Raw genomic sequence first — 18,167 nt, 5'->3', positions numbered from 1 at the left:
GCGCAAAGATACATGTCATCAGGCGGACCGAATCTATCCAGGGTTAAATCTTATCCCCCGAAACAGTTACATTGACCAGAACAAAGCCCGTTTCGCCCTGGAGTATTTGCCTGCGCATTGTTAGCTGGCTGATCGTTGTAATACTACCGTTACTAAACCACCAGGCGGTATGAAGCACTTTATCTTTTCGGCGTAATTCACCAATATAGGCTGGATGGCCATCCAGTATCGTTTCCCGAACCTGGCGGAGCTCATAGCCATTGCCCCGCCAGCAGGTAACAGGACTGTGGTCGGCGCTAAACCAGTCGGGTTGGGGCTTTAGGTAAATTAGTACGCCCGGCTTCATCAGTTGAACAAAACCATTGCTTAGCGTTTTGCCCGTAAAATTCGAATCATACCGGATGCCATAGCGGGTGTAAATTTCTGATTTACATAGATTTTCTGCCGAATTTGGTGATTCTGCTGCATAGGCTCTGATGACTAGTCCGGTTCCTACCAGGGCTATCCCCCAGGCGACCCTGATGATCAGTCGTTTTGCCTGAACTATCGTTGCTTGTTTCTCCTGTACCCATGTTTCCGATACGCCAAGTCTGCGCACCAGTGATTGGGCCAGGCCCCACGATGGGAGCCATGTGTAAACGGCAACGCAAAGTAGCCCCAGTGCTTCGTGGGCCCATGTTCCGGGCATAGCGGCAAACAACACCAGAAAAATAATCCGGAATAAATTGCACGTAATGGTTAGCCCAAATGTGATTAATCCGTAGGCTATTACCCAGCCGACAGGGACTCGTTTGTGGAGTTGATTTTCATACCATAGTAGCAAAAAAAGAGCAACCAGAAGAGACACGCCGGTCATTTGTAAGCCCATACAGGCCGGGTCGATGGCCATCTCAAGGCCGTTGTAGACGAGAACGTTTCCCTGAGTTTGTACATCCAAACCAGCCAGTTGCAAAAGCGAACCGGCCCAACTACTGAGTTGTAGCCGGATTGGAAATGTAAAGAGGGTTGAAAAATACCGTAACCCTGGCGAAAGCAACAGTAACGCAATTATCCGTCCGATCCAATGGCCCGACCTATGCTGGCCGGGCCACCCCACAAACAGAAGCAAGGCAACGGTAAGAAGGGTTGTTAGATCAAGCAGTAGCATACCGTTTTTTCCAGATCAGCCAACCAATAAATCCCGCCAGCATCGCCAGAAGCGCCCATTCGTGGGGTTCGGGCACGGCTCCTTCCTGCTTTAATGTGGCGTTTTTAAGCCCTGATCTGTCGCTTTTTATGCCGAATCGCTCATAATCATTGGCCGTTTCCAGAACGATCAGGCTTGATAGGGGAGAGACAACGTGAGCCATTTGTGCTTCATGAATCAATGTGTCAGTCTGGTAATTGGGCGTGAAATAGTGTCGACCGATTTGATGTAGCAGGTGATTATAGGCAAACAGCCTCGCCAGGTGATCAGGCGCATTGGACTTTCTTAAAACAGTTGCCGTCGGTTCAGGCCGGGTTATTTCCCGGATAACAACCCCCGCTTCAGGCAGAGCTATCTGGCCTGGCTCATTCAGTTGCTTTGGAAATTGGTGTTGGGTGACAACCTGGTGCGATAGATCATGGATTGTTCCGGAGGTCACGTTCAGGACACTAAGTTCCGAGAGCGTTTTGAGGTATGGGGATAAGTTATTGCCGAGGCAGAACGTTCGAATGGGTTCGGTTTGCCTACCTGTTTGCTGCATCCGTTCTGCAAAAGTGGTATTTTTTAAGTCGCTCAGTGTCGGTGACGAAAGGGCTGCTTTTGTAATAAGTAAGGCCGTTGCTGGGTTTTGAATCCTGTATACGGGAAATAAACTAAATTGCTGCGCCGAGAGTCGGTTGTACGTAGCCTCCAGATCCTGTTTTGTAAGCTGTTTAAGCCCATCGTCGAATAACCATACATGGCTTTTAATATGGGTCGCAGCGTTGAATACGGCTATGAACTCATCTTTCGTCCAGGCTGCATTCACGTCCAGATACACATCATTTGGCACAAATGAGCTCCATCTTGGTTTATAAGGCATCAATTGGTAGGCCAGGTTACTGTCTGGCATCACAAAGGCGTCGGGCGATAAAGCTGGAGCCTTAAACCGGAGCGACCAGTTTGGCTCGTAGCTCCCCTGATGGATTAACTGATTGCCAGTTAGCTTCTCCAGCAACCAGGGTGACTCCAGACTTTGGGGTGTCTGGTCAAAATCAATGTTGATCAATTCGGTGGCTGAAATGGCGTTCGGGCCTTCGAAATTGGAATTTTGATAGACTAACTCGTTTCCTGCTATTGCCAACGGCGATGTAATGCCCAATTTTACGCGTCTGTCTTCATTGGCCCGACACGGGAACACACGAATTGTTACACGGTTGCCTTCCTGCCAGAAAACTACTGATGGATCGCGGGCTGTGATTCTCGATTCAACCCCCACAATGGTACGATAAGCCGAATCAGCTTTGGCAACGGTTGTTAGTCGGGCTGGTTCTTCACGACCATTCACCCATAAGGACATGGACGATACAACGGAACCGGGCGGCAAATGGAAGGTGAGGAGTGCTTCTTCGGTTGTTATCGAGGCCTGATTGTGAATGCGAATTGTCTTTTCTGTATAGCTCAGTCGAAACTGAGGCCAGATACGTACCTGCGAAACCACGTCCGAAATAGTCAAATGACGCCCTGTCCAGAATTTTTCTTCTGTAGTATGATGGTCATCATGGATTGTTTTTAATAGACTCAGCTTATCTGAGGCTGTCAGGCCATCTGTGGGATACAGATTTGACGCAATCACAACCAGCGGATCGTGCTGACGGACGTCATCCAGTCCCGTTTGTGAAGGAAAGAACCCGCTGCTATTGCTGAAGAAAGGCCCAAGATCATATAATTGACCGGCAAGAAGCAACCGGTTAGTAATCCAGCCGGGTTTTAGTTGTTGAGCTATAAGTACCCATTCGGGTAGATCGCTGGTTTGTCGGATTGTACTTTCCCGCCGGATACGATCGATGCGATTTAAATCACTTACCCAGCCTGTCAGAAATAGTCCCAGTGCCACAATCGGAATAGCCGCCCCAAGAACTACGCCCGGCCGGAGGTGTTCGTTGTGCCTGTAATCATACCATAATCGTCTGCCGAGTGCAATGGTAAATGCCAGTGGGACAAAGGTATGGCAGGATAAACCAAGGCCAATTAACATGGGTACACTAACGATGTACCACTCAACCATATAGACCGCCATATAAGCAAAGACCCAAAAGCCGAAGGCGAGCACTGCATAGAGTAGTTGCTGGACGCGTACCGAAAGCATATCGAGCCATGAATAGGTAATCATCGCAATTCCAACTAATGTTAATGTCCAACACAGCCATTCTGTTGATTTCTGAAAAACAGGTAGGTCCCGATTTAGGGCATAAGCACTGATTAGCCACAGCAAAAGACCCAGCCATCTGACCGGACGATGCCGACTGGTATCGCGTATTTTCAGATAGCCACTGGTCCACAGCATGAGCCCATAGATAATGAATAGGCCATAATGGAGCATAATCATCAGGCTGTTATAGGTTCCCGTGCGTCCGGAATCATTCAAGAGGTCGTAAAGCAGGAAGGCTCCGCCTGATAGGATCAGCATTACTAGACCTATGCCAAATAGTGGCTCCTGAAAAGGCTTCAGCCAGGGTAAAGGTGGAGTAGTAGACGCATGGCTATCACTAAAGACATCTGAACGTTCAGCTTGTTTGGGGCTTTCTGGCAGCTGGGTAGCTACTCGGCTTTCTATTTTCATAAAAGTACTTTGTTTTGCAAAGTGAAAAAGGAAAAAATAGACGCATTACGGCATGACGGACTGAATAGCCCGCTCTTTATTCCTGCTGTAATCGTTTAGGAGCTGTTTTTATAGATTTTTGATAAACTCTTCCAGAGCGTTGAGGTGATCGGAAAAAGCCTGCCGTCCGGCATCGGTAGCTGAATAAGTTGTATTGGGTTTACGGCCAACAAACTGTTTCTGCACAGCGATATAACCCGACTCTTCCAACGCTCGCAGATGGGTGGCGAGGTTGCCATCGGTGAGGCCGAGCAGTTCTTTGAACGCGTTGAAACTCATGGCGTCATTAACCACCAGGACCGACATGATGTTTAACCGCGCTTTACTCTCAAAGGCTTTATTGAATTGAGCCAGTAGGTCTTTCATGCGGTATTGCGTTCGTATTTATAATACATGGCCAGGCCGTAAACGATGTGTAGAACCCCGAAACCAACTGCCCATGCCAGAAGGTTGTAGCCTGGCCAAAACAAGGAGAGTAATCCAAGCCCAATTTCGCAATAACTGAGCGATTCGACATCGCGAACAGTGTATTTGCTGCCATTGAGCAAAGCTAATCCGTAAAAAATAAGGGTTGACGGAAAAGCCAGCCAGATCATATTATAGTATAATAAGGCTAAACAAAATATGCCCCCGGCTGCCAACGGTACGGCCAATGACCAGAGCAATCGTTGCGACGACGAGTTCCAGACGCTCAATCCTTGACGCCGTGCTTTCCGAATGGTAAAATAACTGCCACTCAGTAAAGCCGTCAATAAGACAACAATAGCCACAGTAACCAAAAATTCCCGAATAGCCTGGTGAGCTGTGTTGTTATAAAGTTCGATTCGCTGGTAGCTCAGTGTCTGAAGCAGATCAGTTCGTAGGCGAACATAAACAACAGTAGCCCCTATCAGAGCGATAATGCCCGCCGATACGCCCGATAGGCCGCTCAATGACAGGAATTTGGAAGAGCGTTCCATCAGGCTGCGGATCTCAGTCAGCGTCTGTAGATGTTCGCGCGATTCGTACATGGAAAAAAGTTTCTTTTAGAGTTTAAGGTATTCGGTCAAATGCGGCCCGTTATTACTGCGGTCTGCTAGCACATTTTTGTTCAACACATGGGCAAGCGCTACGAATAGGCTACCCATTAAAAATAGCCAGTAATTTACTGCCTAGAATAAGTAGCCCTACCAGTACGGCTGTGACTGCAAGTATCAATACTGCACCGGACGATAAATCTTTGATCGCTTTTATTTGCGGGTGCAGGCCCGGAGAGACAAAATCGCAGATCTTTTCAATCGCCGTATTGAACGCTTCGGCAGCCCAGACGAGCCCAACTTGTGTCAGAATAATGGCCCACTCTACCCGACTCATCTCCAGCCAGAACCCGGCAACAAGTACTAATACTGCGATGAGCAAATGTACTTTGGCGTTGTTCTCGTAACGAAATAAATCAACGATACCCTGTCGCGCAAACCCAAAACTACGCCAGACTTTACGGAAATTAATCATGTGGCAAACATAGCATTAATTGGTCGTAGGGTAATTGAGGTAGCTAAGGTAATGACCAATGCTCGTTATCGCTCAACGTAACCACGCATTCGTATTGCTGTTAGAACTACAAAAAAGGCCTTTTTTAGTTGGATTGATCGCGCTCATAATCGACGTACCACCAGAAAGCCACATACAGAACCGCCAGCACAAAGCCATAGGCCAGGGTTAATTTCAGGCTTAAATGATTGCTGCTTGCCCCGGCAATCGCGTCGAATAAAGCGAGGGGGTTTGCTAATAAGTCCCAGCTATTCCAGCGGCCAAATCTACCCAGATAAATCCCGAAGCCAGATAAGAGCTGACTAGTCAGCAAGGCGATCCAGGCCAGTCGTGCACCAATGAGCGGACGTACCATCCGATGGACGATCAGGGCAGAATATAAGCCAGCCAGCAAACCCGTTTGGGCAAACAGGAAGAGTGTCATTGTATCGAACCAGAGCAGCGGCTTATCAATATTTTTAATGTGATAAAGGTCCGTAATAATATAAGGTGCGTTGGGTAGAAACACCAGCCAGATTGCCAGTCCAATCCCAAGCAGCCAACGGTTCATAATACCGGCCGTCCGTAGATCGCGCAGAACGAGGACGACTCCCAGCGGAAAAAATGCCAGAAACAGATTCCAGGTTAGCATGATGAAAAACCACCAGTTATTGGTCAGTAATCCACGAGTGATCACAAGACAAAGGCCCGCTACTGTTAGACCCGCTAAGGCCATCAGACCCTTACTGGTTTTCGGCTGACCAGATCGGTCGATGGGGTGAGGGCGGGGGATGTAAAGTAATTGCTGCATATCTAAAAGTACTTTGTTTGACAAAGTAAATAAATTAAATGCAGCTTTGTCAAGTTTTCTGTGGAAGAAAATTTAATTGAACGAAAATAAATTTACAGATTTGACCAGGAGGGGGTTACTAATGTTTGTTCTAAACCTGGCGCTACCGCGCGCTATAAAGAAAATTGCCAGTCAACTAGACTGGCAATTAATCACTACCGGACTACTTTAAACCGTATTCTGAAGATTGCTTACTGGCAATTCCTTGATCACTTATGAGGCTGCATGGCTTGCGCTGGTGTTATCGTTGCTATAAAACAAGCGTAACAACGTTCTGGCCTGGTCGGCTGGTTTGTTGCCTAAATCGTCGATAGTATCGAAAACGGCTGTTTTATCGGCCTGATCGTAATAAATGTCCTTCAGGTTTTCGCTCGTGATGAGGTGAATTGGTGAGTTGGCTTCCCGACTGAAGTAATATAACGTTGCCGGGTAGGCTGGTCCACCGCTGGTCAGCCAGGTATTGGCCGGTTTACTGTAAATAAAAATACGATCGGTGTGTTCAACGCGATAGAAATCACCTTCGAAGCTTCGATAATCAACGCCTTGTTTACGTTCACCCCATAAATCAGTAAGTGGGATCTTTGCTTCCGGGGCATTAGGCTGATCAATCTTTATTCCTCGTTGAAACGTTTCATCACGCAGGCGATAACCCGGTTGGCCGTCGTCGAAACCGTCGGTTAGTTTGTGGTTCGAGAAGTCGGTACCTGATAAGTATACGCCATTATCGGCAAATGGAGGGAATTTATCGGCCTGTTGAGCAAGGGCTGAAAATGGCAGCGCTGCGATGGCGGCCAGAACTATGGTTTTCATAACAATCGAACGAATTAGTGAAACAAATTTGAAAAAGCTAAACAGGCAGACTCGATAATAATTTCCTGAATCTTACCTCGTTCCCGTAATTGTGTTTCATCCGAATAGATTGCGTTGCGTTGTTTGACGGAGCAAACTTGGGTGGGCGAGATTATAATGAGTTAATTTTTTTATTAACAAGTCGTTAAAAATCAATTGTTTATGATTTCAGTGAAGTAAATTGTTTGAATTATTCAACTCGCCGGTTGTGATACGTAAAAAGAGGCTCAATGAAAAAGGGAATTAGCATCGTTAGTGCCAATTCCCTTTTTCATTGAGTCAGTATGTATAGCTGATCAATGCGCTTCTTTCGCCACTTCGGGTTCGAGCCAGCCGTCTTTCAGTCGTACAATTCGTGTTCCATAGGCTGCATTCGCTTCAGAGTGGGTTACCTGCACGATCGTGACACCATCTTTTTTATTCAACTCGCTAAATATTTCCATAATGTCGCGAGACTGGTCGGAATGCAGATTGCCGGTTGGCTCATCGGCGAAAATGACCGATGGCTCAGCCGCCAGTGCGCGCGCGATACCGACTAATTGCTGCTGACCGCCCGATAACTGTGCCGGAAAGAGGTCTTTTTTTGCAACAATATTAAAGCGGTCGAGGAGTTCGGCAACCCGGCTTTTACGTTCTGATCCGCTCAGTCCTTTATAGAGCAGCGGGGTTTCGATGTTTTCATAAACGGTCAGTTCGTCGATCAGGTGATAGGCCTGAAATACGAAGCCGATTTGAGTCCGGTGAAGCTCGGTTCGTCTTTTTTCGGAGAGTTTCTGAACCGGTTGGTCTTCAAATAGATACTCGCCTTCCGATGGTTCTTCGAGCAATCCCAGAATATGCAGTAAGGTAGATTTTCCTGAACCCGACGGCCCCATGATGGATACAAACTCGCCCTGTGCAATGTCGAGACTTATATTGCGCAATACATAGATTCGGCCAAAGCCAGCAGGGTAATATTTAGAGACGTTGTTAAGCTGAATCATAATCGATTATCTTTGAAATGCGTTAGTTAAGGTTTTAGAATCAATACGCCCTATGCATAATTCCTACCTGCTCTAGGCGAACCTGGGTTCGTTCTTGTGTTGGCTCAAGTGTCGTGCCAGTTTTGTAAGCCATTGTTTATGAGTGATTTGTAGTCATAAGCCTTCGTTTTTCCGTCCGTTAGCGGACAGAGCTGCCATTGAAACCGGACAGAATTTTCGGACAGTTATGCAACATAACGACCATTTCCTGCATCTTCACATAAATCAACTCTTTTCTTACTATATGAAAACGATAGTTTTATCGCTAATACTGGTAGCCTCAGGAGTGAACTCCGCTACGACTGATTGGAAAAAAGACCGCCCTGTTTCGAATTTTACGGGATTAAGCGTTAGCAGTGGTATCGATGTTTACCTAACCCAGGGTGGTTCCGAAAAACTAACGCTCGAAGTTAAAGGAATTGACGAAGACGAGGTAAAATCTGAAGTCAAAAACGGTGTTCTAAAGCTCTACATTGACCGGAAAGGGATGATGAACTGGAATTTTGGCCGCAATAATTACGTAAAAGCGTACTTGACATTTAAGCAGCTTAGTAGCCTCCATGCCTCGGGTGGTGCCGATGTTTTTGGCCAGGGTACCCTGTCGTTCAAGGACTTGCACCTTGAGGCATCGGGGGGATCGGATGTGAAAATGGACCTCAAAGCCGACGAACTGAACGTGTCAGCATCGGGTGGCGCTGATGCTACTTTGCAGGGTTCGGCCCGCACGCTCAATGCCAGCGGTTCTGGTGGTGCCGATCTCGACGCGCGTAAACTGACCGTAGAAACCTGTAATGCCAACTCATCGGGCGGGTCCGACGTCTATGTCAATGCCACTAAAGAGTTAAGTATGAAGGCATCGGGTGGCGCCGATATATACTATTACGGATCGGCTAAAGTGCTCGCCAAGAGCGAATCGGGTGGTGCAGATATTAAGCGGAAAGATTAACGAATCGATCAGGCAGGTAATTAAGGTAAGCCGGTAATTAGGGGAATTGGTTGATTGAGGTAATTTTGCAGTTTAGTTGCTCATTCGACTAATTACCTAGTTACAATTCAACCAATTACTCTCTTGACACCTACTATTGGTATTCTTGGCGGGGGGCAGCTTGGCCTGATGCTACTGCAAGCCGCCATAGACTGGAACCTTCGTGTTCATATTCTCGACCCCGACGCCGAAGCGCCCTGCCGTAATCTATGCACGCAATTTACCCAGGGTTCGCTGACCGACTATGACACGGTTTACCAATTTGGGCAGTCGGTCGACGTGTTGACAATCGAAATCGAGCGCGTTAATGTGGATGCACTCGAAGCGCTTGAACGGGAAGGGAAGAAAGTGTTTCCGCAACCCTCTGTTATCCGGATTATTCAGGATAAACGACTCCAGAAACAGTTTTACCAGAAGCATAACTTACCCACGGCTGATTTCATTCTAACCGAAAATCGCGCTGACGTGGCCTTGCTGGAAATTCATCAGCCCGATTTTTTTCCGGCTTTTCACAAGCTTGGCCGGGATGGGTATGATGGTCGGGGAGTTCAGCGGATCGCATCGGTTACGGATGTTGGTAAAGCGTTCGATGCACCGGGCGTGCTCGAAAAAGCCGTCGAGTTTGAGAAAGAACTAGCTGTGATCGTTTCCCGTAACGAACGGGGTGAGGTCCAGACTTTCCCAACGGTTGAGATGGTATTCCATCCTGAGCTGAATCTGGTCGAATACTTATTTGCTCCAGCGGAAGTTTCTGAATCGATTAACCAGCAGGCGCAGGATATTGCCCGCCGAACTGCCGAAGCATTCGGAATCGTTGGATTGCTGGCCGTAGAACTATTTCTGGATAAGACCGGAAATGTTTTGATTAATGAAGTGGCTCCGCGCCCACACAATAGCGGTCACCACACGATCCGTGCTAATGTCACCTCTCAGTTTGAGCAGCACTGGCGTGCGATTCTTAATTACCCCCTTGGCGATACAACATCGTATCAGCCAGCGGCTATGGTGAATCTACTTGGCGAAGATGGGTTTACGGGTCCAGCAATTTATGAGGGGCTGGAAGATTTGCTGACTATGTCGGGCGTGTTCCCGTTCTTCTATGGGAAAGCAATCACGAAGCCGTTCCGCAAAATGGGGCACGTAACCGTAATGGACGATTCGCTGGCTGTTTTGCGGGAGAAAGTGGCTGAAGTAAAAGCAGGAATTCGGGTAGTAAGCCAATAGAATCAAGCATTAATTAAGTTAAAAAGCCCCACCGATTAACGATGGGGCTTTTTAACTTAATTGATCTTCAATACGGCCATAAACGCTTCCTGCGGGATCTCGATGTTGCCAACCAGATTGTAGGTTTAGGCAGCTTTAAGGTGTATTTCTGCCTTGATGTTTAAGGAGGCCAGTAGTTCTTCCAACTGGTTTATGTATTGTTCGCGTAGCCGTTCATAGCCTTCTACCGTCAACGTGTCAACAAGTGGTTGTTGCTTATGTAATTGAACCAATTCATTAAGCCGTTCAATCCGGTTGAGAACGTCAACAATTTCGCTATGTACGTTGGAGCGCCGATTCATTGTTCCAAATTAGTTGTAAAAAGCCCTTTGGAAATTTCCGTCGTGAAACCCGATCCGGCTTGGTCATAGTAAATTGGAATAGCCACTCTGCACGGTCTGAAACATAGAGGAAGTAATCGGGTTCTTCTTCACCTACCAGTCGCACAAAATATACGTCTAATCCGTCAAACTGATCCCTTAATGTCCTTAAATGCTTTTCAAATTGCCAATATACTGTTGATGGTAGAACAACTACGACATCGATATCATTCGGATGTTCTTTCTGCGTAACGAAACTTCCGTCAATCCATAAAGTAAACTTATTGATAGATAGATCATTAAGCTTATTTAAAAATGTATAGAACAACTCAATTAATGTATGACGGTGATCGTTCCAGCCGAATGTATCAGCGAATGGGTTCCATTCTGTTTCAATCAGATCATAGGGAAACAGATGCCCCTGAGCATCAAAATTAAGTGGATTCAATACGTTAATTGATCTTCAATACGGCCATAAACGCTTCCTGGGGGATCTCGACGTTGCCGACCTGGCGCATTCGCTTCTTCCCTTTCTTCTGCTTATCGAGCAGTTTTCGTTTCCGGGAAATATCACCGCCATAACACTTCGCCAATACATCTTTGCGGAGGGCGCTCAGCGTTTCGCGGGCAATGATTTTCTGGCCAATAGCAGCCTGAATGGCAATTTCGAATTGCTGGCGGGGAATTAACTCCCGAAGCTTTTCGCACAATTTCTTACCCCATTCGTACGACTTCGACCGGTGAACGATGGCCGATAACGCATCGACTTTATCACCGTTAAGCATCACATCCAGCTTCACCATGTCTGATTCACGGTTGTCCATAAACTCATAATCGAGGGAAGCATAGCCGCGGGAGATCGTCTTGAGTTTATCGAAAAAGTCGAATACAACCTCCGCCAGTGGCATTTCAAACTGAAGTTCGACCCGATCAGCGGTCAAGTAAACCTGGTTTCTGAGAATGCTTCGCTTGTCCATACACAAGCTCATGATTCCGCCAACGTACTCGGCCTTGGTAATGATCTGCGCCCGGATAAAGGGCTCTTCAATGAAGTCGATCAGGTTCGGTTCGGGCATTTCGGCTGGTGCCGACACCTGAAGTTCCTCACCTTTGGTGGTTAATACCTCAAACCGTACCGACGGAACTGTGGTAATAACGGTCATATCGAACTCGCGTTCCAGCCGTTCCTGTACAATCTCCATATGGAGCATTCCCAGAAAACCGCACCGGAAACCGAAGCCCAGAGCTGCCGATGTTTCGGGCTCCCAAACCAGCGCTGCATCGTTCAGTTGCAGCTTTTCCATGGCATCGCGCAGGTCTTCAAATTCGCTGGTTTCTACCGGATATATACCGGCAAACACCATTGGTTTAACCTCCGAGAAGCCCTGAATGGCACTGCTGGCGGGATTGTCGATGGTGGTAACGGTATCACCCACCTTCACTTCTTTCGCTACTTTAATTCCCGAGATCAGGTAGCCTACGTCGCCACATTCAATGACGTCTTTAGGTTCCTGCGTCAGGCGTAGCGTTCCGATTTCGTCGGCAAAGTACTCTTTGCCTGTGTTCATGAACTTTACCTTGTCGCCCTTGCGAATGCGGCCGTTCTTGACCCGGAAAATAACCTCAATACCCCGGTAGGAGTTGAAGTGTGAGTCGAAAATCAGGGCTTGCAGCGAACCGTCAGGATCACCTTTCGGTGGGGGAATCCGCTCGACAATGGCTGCCAGGATTTCGGGAACGCCAATGCCTTCCTTACCCGATGCCGGAATAATGTCGTCGCGGTCACAGCCCAGCAGGTCGACCATCTCATCCTTAATTTCTTCGGGCATAGCACCGGGCAGGTCAATCTTATTCAGGACGGGAATAATGACCAGATCGTTGTTGAGCGCCAGATAGAGGTTGGAGATGGTTTGAGCTTCTGTACCCTGCGAGGCATCGACGAGAAGCAGCGCACCTTCGCAGGCGGCAATCGACCGCGACACTTCATAGCTAAAATCGACGTGTCCCGGCGTATCAATCAGGTTTAATGTGTACAACTCACCGTTGTACATATAGTCCATTTGAATAGCATGGCTCTTGATAGTAATACCCCGCTCACGTTCCAGGTCCATGTCGTCGAGCAACTGAGCCTGCATATCGCGGGACCCTACAGTCTTGGTAAATTCCAGCAGGCGGTCGGCTAGTGTACTTTTGCCGTGATCAATGTGGGCAATAATGCAAAAATTACGAATATGTTTCACGTTATAAAACGGAGGAGTCTTTACTGATAAACTGCAAAAATAAGCAAAAAAGTCCGCGTTTTGGTCAGATAAGGACGGGTACAAAAAAACAAACGCCGGACTCATCGTGGAGCCGGCGTGTTCAATTACACTTCATCAACAAACTAAAAACCAAATGCTGTAGGAGGGGGACTCGAACCGCCCACGGTGCAGTTAGCCACAGTACAACTCTGGTGGTCAACCCCAGTCGCCCTTGCAGGCGGCATTATGCTGCGTTTATCCCTTATCACCACCCCCGAGACAGGAGGGCACGTCTGCCAATTTCGACATCCTACAGTGTGAGGAAAAATATCAAGAAGACCGGCGTGTGACCCCGCTCGATCAACTTGACAATACAAAGATAATGGATGTGCCTGATTCATTGCAAATTTTACATGAAAATTTCGAAAAATTTACATCCTATTCAAAAATTAGGTATTATTGTTGATATTTATCAAAAACAAACTAAAAATGACCGAGAAAAATTTAGAAATTGATAATACAGACCTTAAAATTTTAAACTTACTGATGAAGGATGCCAATATGGCTTATACCGAAATTGGTAAGCAAATCTTCGTATCCGGAGGCACCGTGCATGTCCGTATGAATAAACTCAAACAAATGGGTATTGTCCGAGGCTCACAACTGGTTATCGATCATACCAAGCTTGGCTGGGATATCAGTGCTTTTCTGGGTATTTATCTCGATAAGAGTTCGCTTTACGGCGAAGTCTCCGAGCAGTTGGAAAAGATTCCGGAGGTTGTCAACGTTCATTATACAACTGGGATTTACAGCATTTTTGCTAAAATCGTTTGCCGTGATACTCAGCATCTTCGCGAAGTATTGCACGATAAAATTCAGAAAGTTGCCGGTATTCAGCGCACAGAAACGTTTATCTCCCTGGAAGAAAGTGTTAATCGGCCCATTCCATTCGCCGAAGTTCAGGAATAAGTTTATGGTTATATAGTTTGTTGTTTACATTTTTTATTGGCTGGCCGGAGCAGCGCGGGTAGTTTTCACGAGTTAGCTACTAAACAAACCCAGAATAACATAACGATGAACCGTAAACGGTCGTTAGTACGTTATATAAGCTGACAATTTTTATTTCATGCAACCCAACATTCATGCCACTACGGTGGTTGGTATCCGGCACAATGGCCATGTCGCGCTTGGCGCTGACGGCCAGGCCACTATGGGCAACACCGTTGCCAAAAGTAACGTCCGTAAAGTACGCGTTTTGATGGGCGGTAAAATTCTGGCCGGTTTTGCCGGTTCGACCGCCGATGCTTTTACACTTATTGAGCGATTTGAAGAGAAGCTAAATGCGTATGGTGGAAATCTCAAGCGGGCCGCCATCGAACTGGCTAAAGACTGGCGTACTGACCGGTACCTGCGCAAACTGGAAGCGATGTTGATTGTAGCCTCTAAAGAAGATCTGTTGATGATATCGGGCACGGGTGATGTGATTGAACCGGATAACGATATTGCGGCTATTGGATCTGGTGGTGTCTATGCACAGTCGGCCGCTGTAGCGCTTAAGAAACACGCAACGGCGCTATCTGCCGAAGAAATGGTCCGGGAAAGCCTGCACATAGCGGCAGATATCTGCATCTATACAAACCATAATCTTGTTGTTGAAACACTGTAAGAATTGGCGCTTTATCAGGCCAGGGCATACCTACCTCTAAAGGAAAGTTTGCCCATTTCTTTATTTATATTTGCAGTGTAAAGAGTTCTTCGACGTCATGAAAATTCTTCATCAGGTTGCTCCAAAGATCATGAATCGACGCATTGCGTTCGGATTCTTTGTGGCAATGGTTTTAATTGCGTCGGGCTTTACGTTATCATTCTATAGTTATAATCAGTATGGAAATGATACAGAACGAGTTCGTCATACCTATGAAGTGGTTGGCTCGCTGGAGACTATTCTATCACTGGTGAAAGATGTTGAAACAGGCTCAAGGGGCTATGTTCTGACAAATGATACGACATACCTGGAGCCTTACAAAATCGCGCTGAGCCTGTTACCGGGCCGACTGAATCAGTTGCACACGCTTATGGGTGATAACTCATTGCAGGTTCAGCGGACTACCTTACTCGATCAGTTGGTCAAAGCTAAACTGGAAGTCTCGCAGATGCGCGTTAAAAACAGGATGGCTAAAGTTCCGATTGTGCTGCAACTGAGTACAGAAGGGCGGTTGCGTATGGATGCCCTTCGGCGCCATGTAGCCATCATGGTCGATACAGAACGCACCCTGATGGAGACGCGAAATCGGCAGGCCGCCCGATCGTTTCGCAATACACTCATCATTATTTTTACGCTTTCATTACTCACATTTCTTTCACTGGTCATTTCCTATCGTTTACTGGAGCAGGAACTGGCGAGTCGGCAACAGAACGAAGATCAGCTTCGCGCCTATGAGTCGCGACTTAAAGAGCAGATTCGTCAGTTAGAAGCGTCTAATGAAGAACTGGAACGGTTTGCCTTTGTGGCCAGTCATGATCTGCAGGAGCCGCTCCGGAAGATTCAATCCTTTGCTAATCTGATTACAGACCGATACGGCAACCTGTTCGACGGCGACAGCCTTATGTTTATGGACAAAATTGTTCATTCTGCCGAAAGGATGTCGAAATTGATTAAAGATCTCCTGAATTTTTCGCGGATCTCGAATCATCAGGAAGAGTTTAAGCCTGTTGCATTAGCTACGATCGTTCAGCGTATATTAGATGATCAGGAGCTACGGATCAAAGGATTGGACGTTCGTGTGGAAATTGGCCAATTGCCAATGATTCAGGCTATTGGAAGCCAAATGGATCATTTGTTTACGAATTTGATTTCTAATGCACTGAAATTTACAAGGGTAGATGTACAGCCTCTTCTCCGAATACAGGCTAATCCCATTGATGGGTCGACATACCCTGAATTAATTTCCGGTCGACTCTATTTCGAGATCACCGTTGAAGATAATGGGATCGGCTTTGACGAAAAATATTTAGATCATATTTTTAAAGTTTTCCAACGATTGCACGGCAAAAGTGAATTTGAAGGCACTGGCATTGGACTCGCTATTTGTAAACGAGTTACTGTTTCTCACCACGGCCATATCACTGCCCGAAGTCAGCCAGGAAAAGGAACAACGTTTATCGTAGTCCTGCCCGAAAGCCAATCACTATACGATTATGACCGATCAAACCCCACAGAAAACTATTCATATTCTGCTAGTTGATGACGACGAAGACGATCGTTACCTGACCCGTGAAGCTTTTCATCAACATTATCCTGCCAGCCGGATTTCATTTGCCGAAGACGGTGAAGATCTGCTCGATTTCTTAAATTATAAAGGACGGTATGTTGGCTCATCACATACGCTCCCTGAGCTGATTTTGCTGGACCTGAATATGCCCAGAAAAGACGGCAGGGAGGCTTTACGCGAGATTAAAGCCAGTGAACAGCTTCGTCATATTCCCATTGTCGTTCTAACAACCTCCGATGCTAAAGACGATATTGAAACGTCTTATTTTAACGGAGCCAATAGTTTTATCACCAAGCCCCCAACGTTTCAACGGCTCAGTGAAGTAACGAAAGCCATTGGCCAATACTGGTTTAATGTCGTTACCGTGTGCGACCACGAAGATGACGAGTAATTCGGAATACGGTATTGGGCAGGTAAACTCACCTGCCCAATACCGTATTCCGAATTCCGACTTACTTACTTTCCGCTTAACCCAACCAGCCCCACAAAAATTTTCTCCAGTTCCGTGGTTACCACGCGGTTCTGGCCTGGGGTAAATTTATTGACCAGTACGCAAAAACTCATACGCTCACCGTCGGCAGCGGTGAAGTAGCCTGCATAGGCCCGGACACCTTCAATTGAGCCACTCTTAGCCCGAATGTTACCCGCAGCGGCTGTGCCTCGTGCCAGTGTTTTTACGGTGCCCGTCTGGCCAACGATTGGAATCGTTTCATAGAACTGCGGGAACGCCTTCTCACGGCCCATTGTGCTAAGAATACTGGTCATGTTGTCGGCGGTAAGGGCGCCCACGGCCGATAAACCACTCCCATCCCGAATCCGGAAACCATCGAGGTTTACCCCCTTACTTCGCCAGAATTTGATCAATTCATCGATACTGGCGCTGGTCGAACGAACAGTTTTGTTTAGGGTCAGTGCCGTGGTTCGAAGGAGCGCTTCGGCATAGAGGTTAATGCTCTGGAAGTTCGTTTGCAGAACCAGTTCGACCAATGTGGGGGAGCGGTGTTGATTTAACACCGTTCGTTTGCCCGTAGCAGGGAAGGAATTGGGTAAGCCACCGCCCACCGAATTAGGTGAACCACTGACAAGTATAGTATCCTGACCTAACTGCCTATGAAGCGCGTAAGCGGCAAAAAAAGCTGGATCGGGCATTGAGCCCTTAACACTAAATTCATTGGCCGGTTCACCAATCGGGACTTTACCGGTCAGCCACTGCTGGTTCATGAATGGCGTACCGTAGATATTGACCTGATCGCCGGTGTTGGCTGCATCCGTTACGACAGTATTGCGAAAAACCAGGTAGGGTAAGGCAGGGTCGGTACGTAAAACATTGGCTGGAACATTGACGGATTTGCCTGTTTTAAAGAAAACCCGGTACAAATTTTCATTGATATTGAGCGCACTCAGACTGGCCCCGTAATAGTTGCCTAAATCGCCAAACGGCCAGGTATCGGGCGTTGTTAATTCATCGTATAGGCTGGCATCGCCCACTACCGTTCCCTGTATCCGGCGAATGCCAGCTGCTTTAACCGCAGCTGACCAGTATTTAAGTAAGGCATTCAGATCATAATAATTGGGAAATCGCCAGCTGCCAAGCGAAGGGTCACCCGAGCCGCGAATGTACAGATTGCCCATTAAGGTGCTGTCTTTGATCGTGCCATCATATTCCAGCATTGTTGTATACGTATAGTTACTGCCCAGTACGGCCATTGCCGTAGCGGTAGTGATGAGTTTTAGTGTAGAAGCTGATGGTAAACTCTGATGTGTATTATAACCAATGAGTTCGGTTCCATCGCTTACCCGGCGAACCGACAGCGCTATTGTACCGAACCGGGCAGCAGGCCCTGACTGAAACGCTTCAACTCTGGCCAGAAGGCGCTGAGTTGCCAGCGAATCGGTAATGGGTTGGTTATTCGAAAAGGGTTTTGCCTGCGTGTAATAACCGAATAAATAAGTGATTGAAAAGACAAATGAGAGCAAGCGAGGCATAAAGTGCGATTAGAGACAGTTAGGCGATTCGGGGTCTATTTTGT

At 47.1% G+C, this 18,167-nt stretch carries 18 protein-coding genes; 6 read left to right on the top strand and 12 right to left on the bottom strand.

Annotated elements, in window-relative coordinates; all coding sequences use genetic code 11:
- Positions 1–43: 43 nt before the first annotated feature.
- The 8 genes from xrtN to GJR95_RS15840 form a co-directional block, all read right to left on the bottom strand.
- Complete coding sequence (gene xrtN / locus GJR95_RS15875; protein ID WP_162386807.1) at positions 44–1,147, bottom strand: exosortase N; 1,104 nt, start codon at positions 1,145–1,147, stop codon at positions 44–46.
- Positions 1,134–3,788, bottom strand: a complete 2,655-nt coding sequence (locus GJR95_RS15870) for an XrtN system VIT domain-containing protein (protein ID WP_162386806.1) — start codon at positions 3,786–3,788, stop codon at positions 1,134–1,136. The genes xrtN and GJR95_RS15870 overlap by 14 nt, the downstream gene beginning before the upstream one ends.
- Before the next feature lie 108 nt (positions 3,789–3,896).
- The gene (locus GJR95_RS15865; RefSeq protein ID WP_162386805.1) at positions 3,897–4,193 is read right to left on the bottom strand and encodes a winged helix-turn-helix domain-containing protein; all 297 of its coding nucleotides are present in this window, start codon (positions 4,191–4,193) and stop codon (positions 3,897–3,899) included.
- The gene (locus GJR95_RS15860) at positions 4,190–4,837 is read right to left on the bottom strand and encodes a hypothetical protein (RefSeq protein ID WP_162386804.1); all 648 of its coding nucleotides are present in this window, start codon (positions 4,835–4,837) and stop codon (positions 4,190–4,192) included. The genes GJR95_RS15865 and GJR95_RS15860 overlap by 4 nt, the downstream gene beginning before the upstream one ends.
- A gap of 109 nt (positions 4,838–4,946) precedes the next feature.
- A complete protein-coding gene (locus tag GJR95_RS15855) occupies positions 4,947–5,318 on the bottom strand; it encodes a diacylglycerol kinase family protein (protein WP_162386803.1) in 372 nt (123 codons plus the stop codon).
- Between the two features lie 124 nt (positions 5,319–5,442).
- The gene (locus tag GJR95_RS15850) at positions 5,443–6,147 is read right to left on the bottom strand and encodes a DUF1361 domain-containing protein (protein ID WP_162386802.1); all 705 of its coding nucleotides are present in this window, start codon (positions 6,145–6,147) and stop codon (positions 5,443–5,445) included.
- Positions 6,148–6,399: 252 nt separating this feature from the next.
- Complete coding sequence (locus GJR95_RS15845; protein ID WP_162386801.1) at positions 6,400–6,996, bottom strand: hypothetical protein; 597 nt, start codon at positions 6,994–6,996, stop codon at positions 6,400–6,402.
- 335 nt (positions 6,997–7,331) lie between these two features.
- A complete protein-coding gene (locus GJR95_RS15840; RefSeq protein ID WP_162386800.1) occupies positions 7,332–8,018 on the bottom strand; it encodes an ABC transporter ATP-binding protein in 687 nt (228 codons plus the stop codon).
- A gap of 283 nt (positions 8,019–8,301) precedes the next feature.
- Here GJR95_RS15840 and GJR95_RS15835 point away from each other — a divergent pair, with 283 nt between their 5' ends.
- Positions 8,302–9,003 carry a head GIN domain-containing protein gene (locus tag GJR95_RS15835; RefSeq protein ID WP_162386799.1) on the top strand — a complete coding sequence of 234 codons (702 nt, stop codon included), beginning with the start codon at positions 8,302–8,304 and terminating at the stop codon, positions 9,001–9,003.
- 123 nt (positions 9,004–9,126) lie between these two features.
- Complete coding sequence (locus tag GJR95_RS15830; protein WP_162386798.1) at positions 9,127–10,266, top strand: 5-(carboxyamino)imidazole ribonucleotide synthase; 1,140 nt, start codon at positions 9,127–9,129, stop codon at positions 10,264–10,266.
- 125 nt (positions 10,267–10,391) lie between these two features.
- On the opposite strand, the gene GJR95_RS15825 is transcribed toward GJR95_RS15830, so the two are convergent.
- Genes GJR95_RS15825 through lepA form a run of 3 tightly spaced genes read right to left on the bottom strand, consistent with a single transcriptional unit; the run spans position 10,392 to position 12,865 of the window.
- Positions 10,392–10,607 (bottom strand): hypothetical protein, encoded by a 216-nt coding sequence (locus GJR95_RS15825; protein WP_162386797.1) that lies wholly within the window; start codon positions 10,605–10,607, stop codon positions 10,392–10,394.
- The gene (locus tag GJR95_RS15820; RefSeq protein WP_162386796.1) at positions 10,582–11,073 is read right to left on the bottom strand and encodes a DUF6932 family protein; all 492 of its coding nucleotides are present in this window, start codon (positions 11,071–11,073) and stop codon (positions 10,582–10,584) included. The genes GJR95_RS15825 and GJR95_RS15820 overlap by 26 nt, the downstream gene beginning before the upstream one ends.
- Before the next feature lie 4 nt (positions 11,074–11,077).
- Positions 11,078–12,865, bottom strand: a complete 1,788-nt coding sequence (lepA, locus tag GJR95_RS15815; protein ID WP_162386795.1) for a translation elongation factor 4 — start codon at positions 12,863–12,865, stop codon at positions 11,078–11,080.
- Positions 12,866–13,354: 489 nt separating this feature from the next.
- On the opposite strand from lepA, the gene GJR95_RS15810 reads away from it, so the two are divergent.
- The 4 genes from GJR95_RS15810 (at position 13,355) to GJR95_RS15795 (ending at position 16,528) form a co-directional block, all read left to right on the top strand.
- Positions 13,355–13,834, top strand: a complete 480-nt coding sequence (locus GJR95_RS15810; protein ID WP_162386794.1) for an Lrp/AsnC ligand binding domain-containing protein — start codon at positions 13,355–13,357, stop codon at positions 13,832–13,834.
- A 157-nt stretch (positions 13,835–13,991) separates the two neighbouring features.
- Entirely contained in the window at positions 13,992–14,531 is a 540-nt protein-coding gene (hslV, locus tag GJR95_RS15805; RefSeq protein ID WP_162386793.1) for an ATP-dependent protease subunit HslV, read from the top strand.
- A 97-nt stretch (positions 14,532–14,628) separates the two neighbouring features.
- Positions 14,629–16,110, top strand: a complete 1,482-nt coding sequence (locus GJR95_RS15800) for a sensor histidine kinase (protein WP_232541199.1) — start codon at positions 14,629–14,631, stop codon at positions 16,108–16,110.
- Positions 16,064–16,528, top strand: coding sequence for a response regulator (locus GJR95_RS15795; RefSeq protein ID WP_162386792.1), 465 nt, complete (start codon positions 16,064–16,066; stop codon positions 16,526–16,528). The genes GJR95_RS15800 and GJR95_RS15795 overlap by 47 nt, the downstream gene beginning before the upstream one ends.
- A 65-nt stretch (positions 16,529–16,593) precedes the next feature.
- Here GJR95_RS15795 and dacB read toward each other — a convergent pair whose 3' ends face one another.
- A complete protein-coding gene (gene dacB, locus GJR95_RS15790; RefSeq protein WP_162386791.1) occupies positions 16,594–18,123 on the bottom strand; it encodes a D-alanyl-D-alanine carboxypeptidase/D-alanyl-D-alanine endopeptidase in 1,530 nt (509 codons plus the stop codon).
- Positions 18,124–18,167 lie beyond the last annotated feature (44 nt).

Origin of the sequence: Spirosoma endbachense (genome assembly GCF_010233585.1) — a bacterium.
GTDB lineage: Bacteria > Bacteroidota > Bacteroidia > Cytophagales > Spirosomataceae > Spirosoma > Spirosoma endbachense.
Note: the sequence above shows the minus strand (reverse complement) of the source record. Positions and strands in the feature narration are given on the sequence as shown.

Excerpts from the sequence above, each read along its gene's own strand:
- GJR95_RS15865 (WP_162386805.1), bottom strand. The coding sequence starts at position 4,193 with ATGAAAGACCTACTGGCTCAATTCAATAAAGCCTTTGAGAGTAAAGCG.
- GJR95_RS15860 (WP_162386804.1), bottom strand. The coding sequence starts at position 4,837 with ATGTACGAATCGCGCGAACATCTACAGACGCTGACTGAGATCCGCAGC.
- GJR95_RS15840 (WP_162386800.1), bottom strand. The coding sequence starts at position 8,018 with ATGATTCAGCTTAACAACGTCTCTAAATATTACCCTGCTGGCTTTGGC.
- dacB (WP_162386791.1), bottom strand. The coding sequence starts at position 18,123 with ATGCCTCGCTTGCTCTCATTTGTCTTTTCAATCACTTATTTATTCGGT.
- GJR95_RS15795 (WP_162386792.1), top strand. The coding sequence starts at position 16,064 with ATGACCGATCAAACCCCACAGAAAACTATTCATATTCTGCTAGTTGAT.
- xrtN (WP_162386807.1), bottom strand. The coding sequence starts at position 1,147 with ATGCTACTGCTTGATCTAACAACCCTTCTTACCGTTGCCTTGCTTCTG.
- hslV (WP_162386793.1), top strand. The coding sequence starts at position 13,992 with ATGCAACCCAACATTCATGCCACTACGGTGGTTGGTATCCGGCACAAT.
- GJR95_RS15835 (WP_162386799.1), top strand. The coding sequence starts at position 8,302 with ATGAAAACGATAGTTTTATCGCTAATACTGGTAGCCTCAGGAGTGAAC.
- GJR95_RS15850 (WP_162386802.1), bottom strand. The coding sequence starts at position 6,147 with ATGCAGCAATTACTTTACATCCCCCGCCCTCACCCCATCGACCGATCT.
- GJR95_RS15855 (WP_162386803.1), bottom strand. The coding sequence starts at position 5,318 with ATGATTAATTTCCGTAAAGTCTGGCGTAGTTTTGGGTTTGCGCGACAG.
- GJR95_RS15870 (WP_162386806.1), bottom strand. The coding sequence starts at position 3,788 with ATGAAAATAGAAAGCCGAGTAGCTACCCAGCTGCCAGAAAGCCCCAAA.
- GJR95_RS15825 (WP_162386797.1), bottom strand. The coding sequence starts at position 10,607 with ATGAATCGGCGCTCCAACGTACATAGCGAAATTGTTGACGTTCTCAAC.
- GJR95_RS15810 (WP_162386794.1), top strand. The coding sequence starts at position 13,355 with ATGACCGAGAAAAATTTAGAAATTGATAATACAGACCTTAAAATTTTA.
- GJR95_RS15845 (WP_162386801.1), bottom strand. The coding sequence starts at position 6,996 with ATGAAAACCATAGTTCTGGCCGCCATCGCAGCGCTGCCATTTTCAGCC.
- GJR95_RS15800 (WP_232541199.1), top strand. The coding sequence starts at position 14,629 with ATGAAAATTCTTCATCAGGTTGCTCCAAAGATCATGAATCGACGCATT.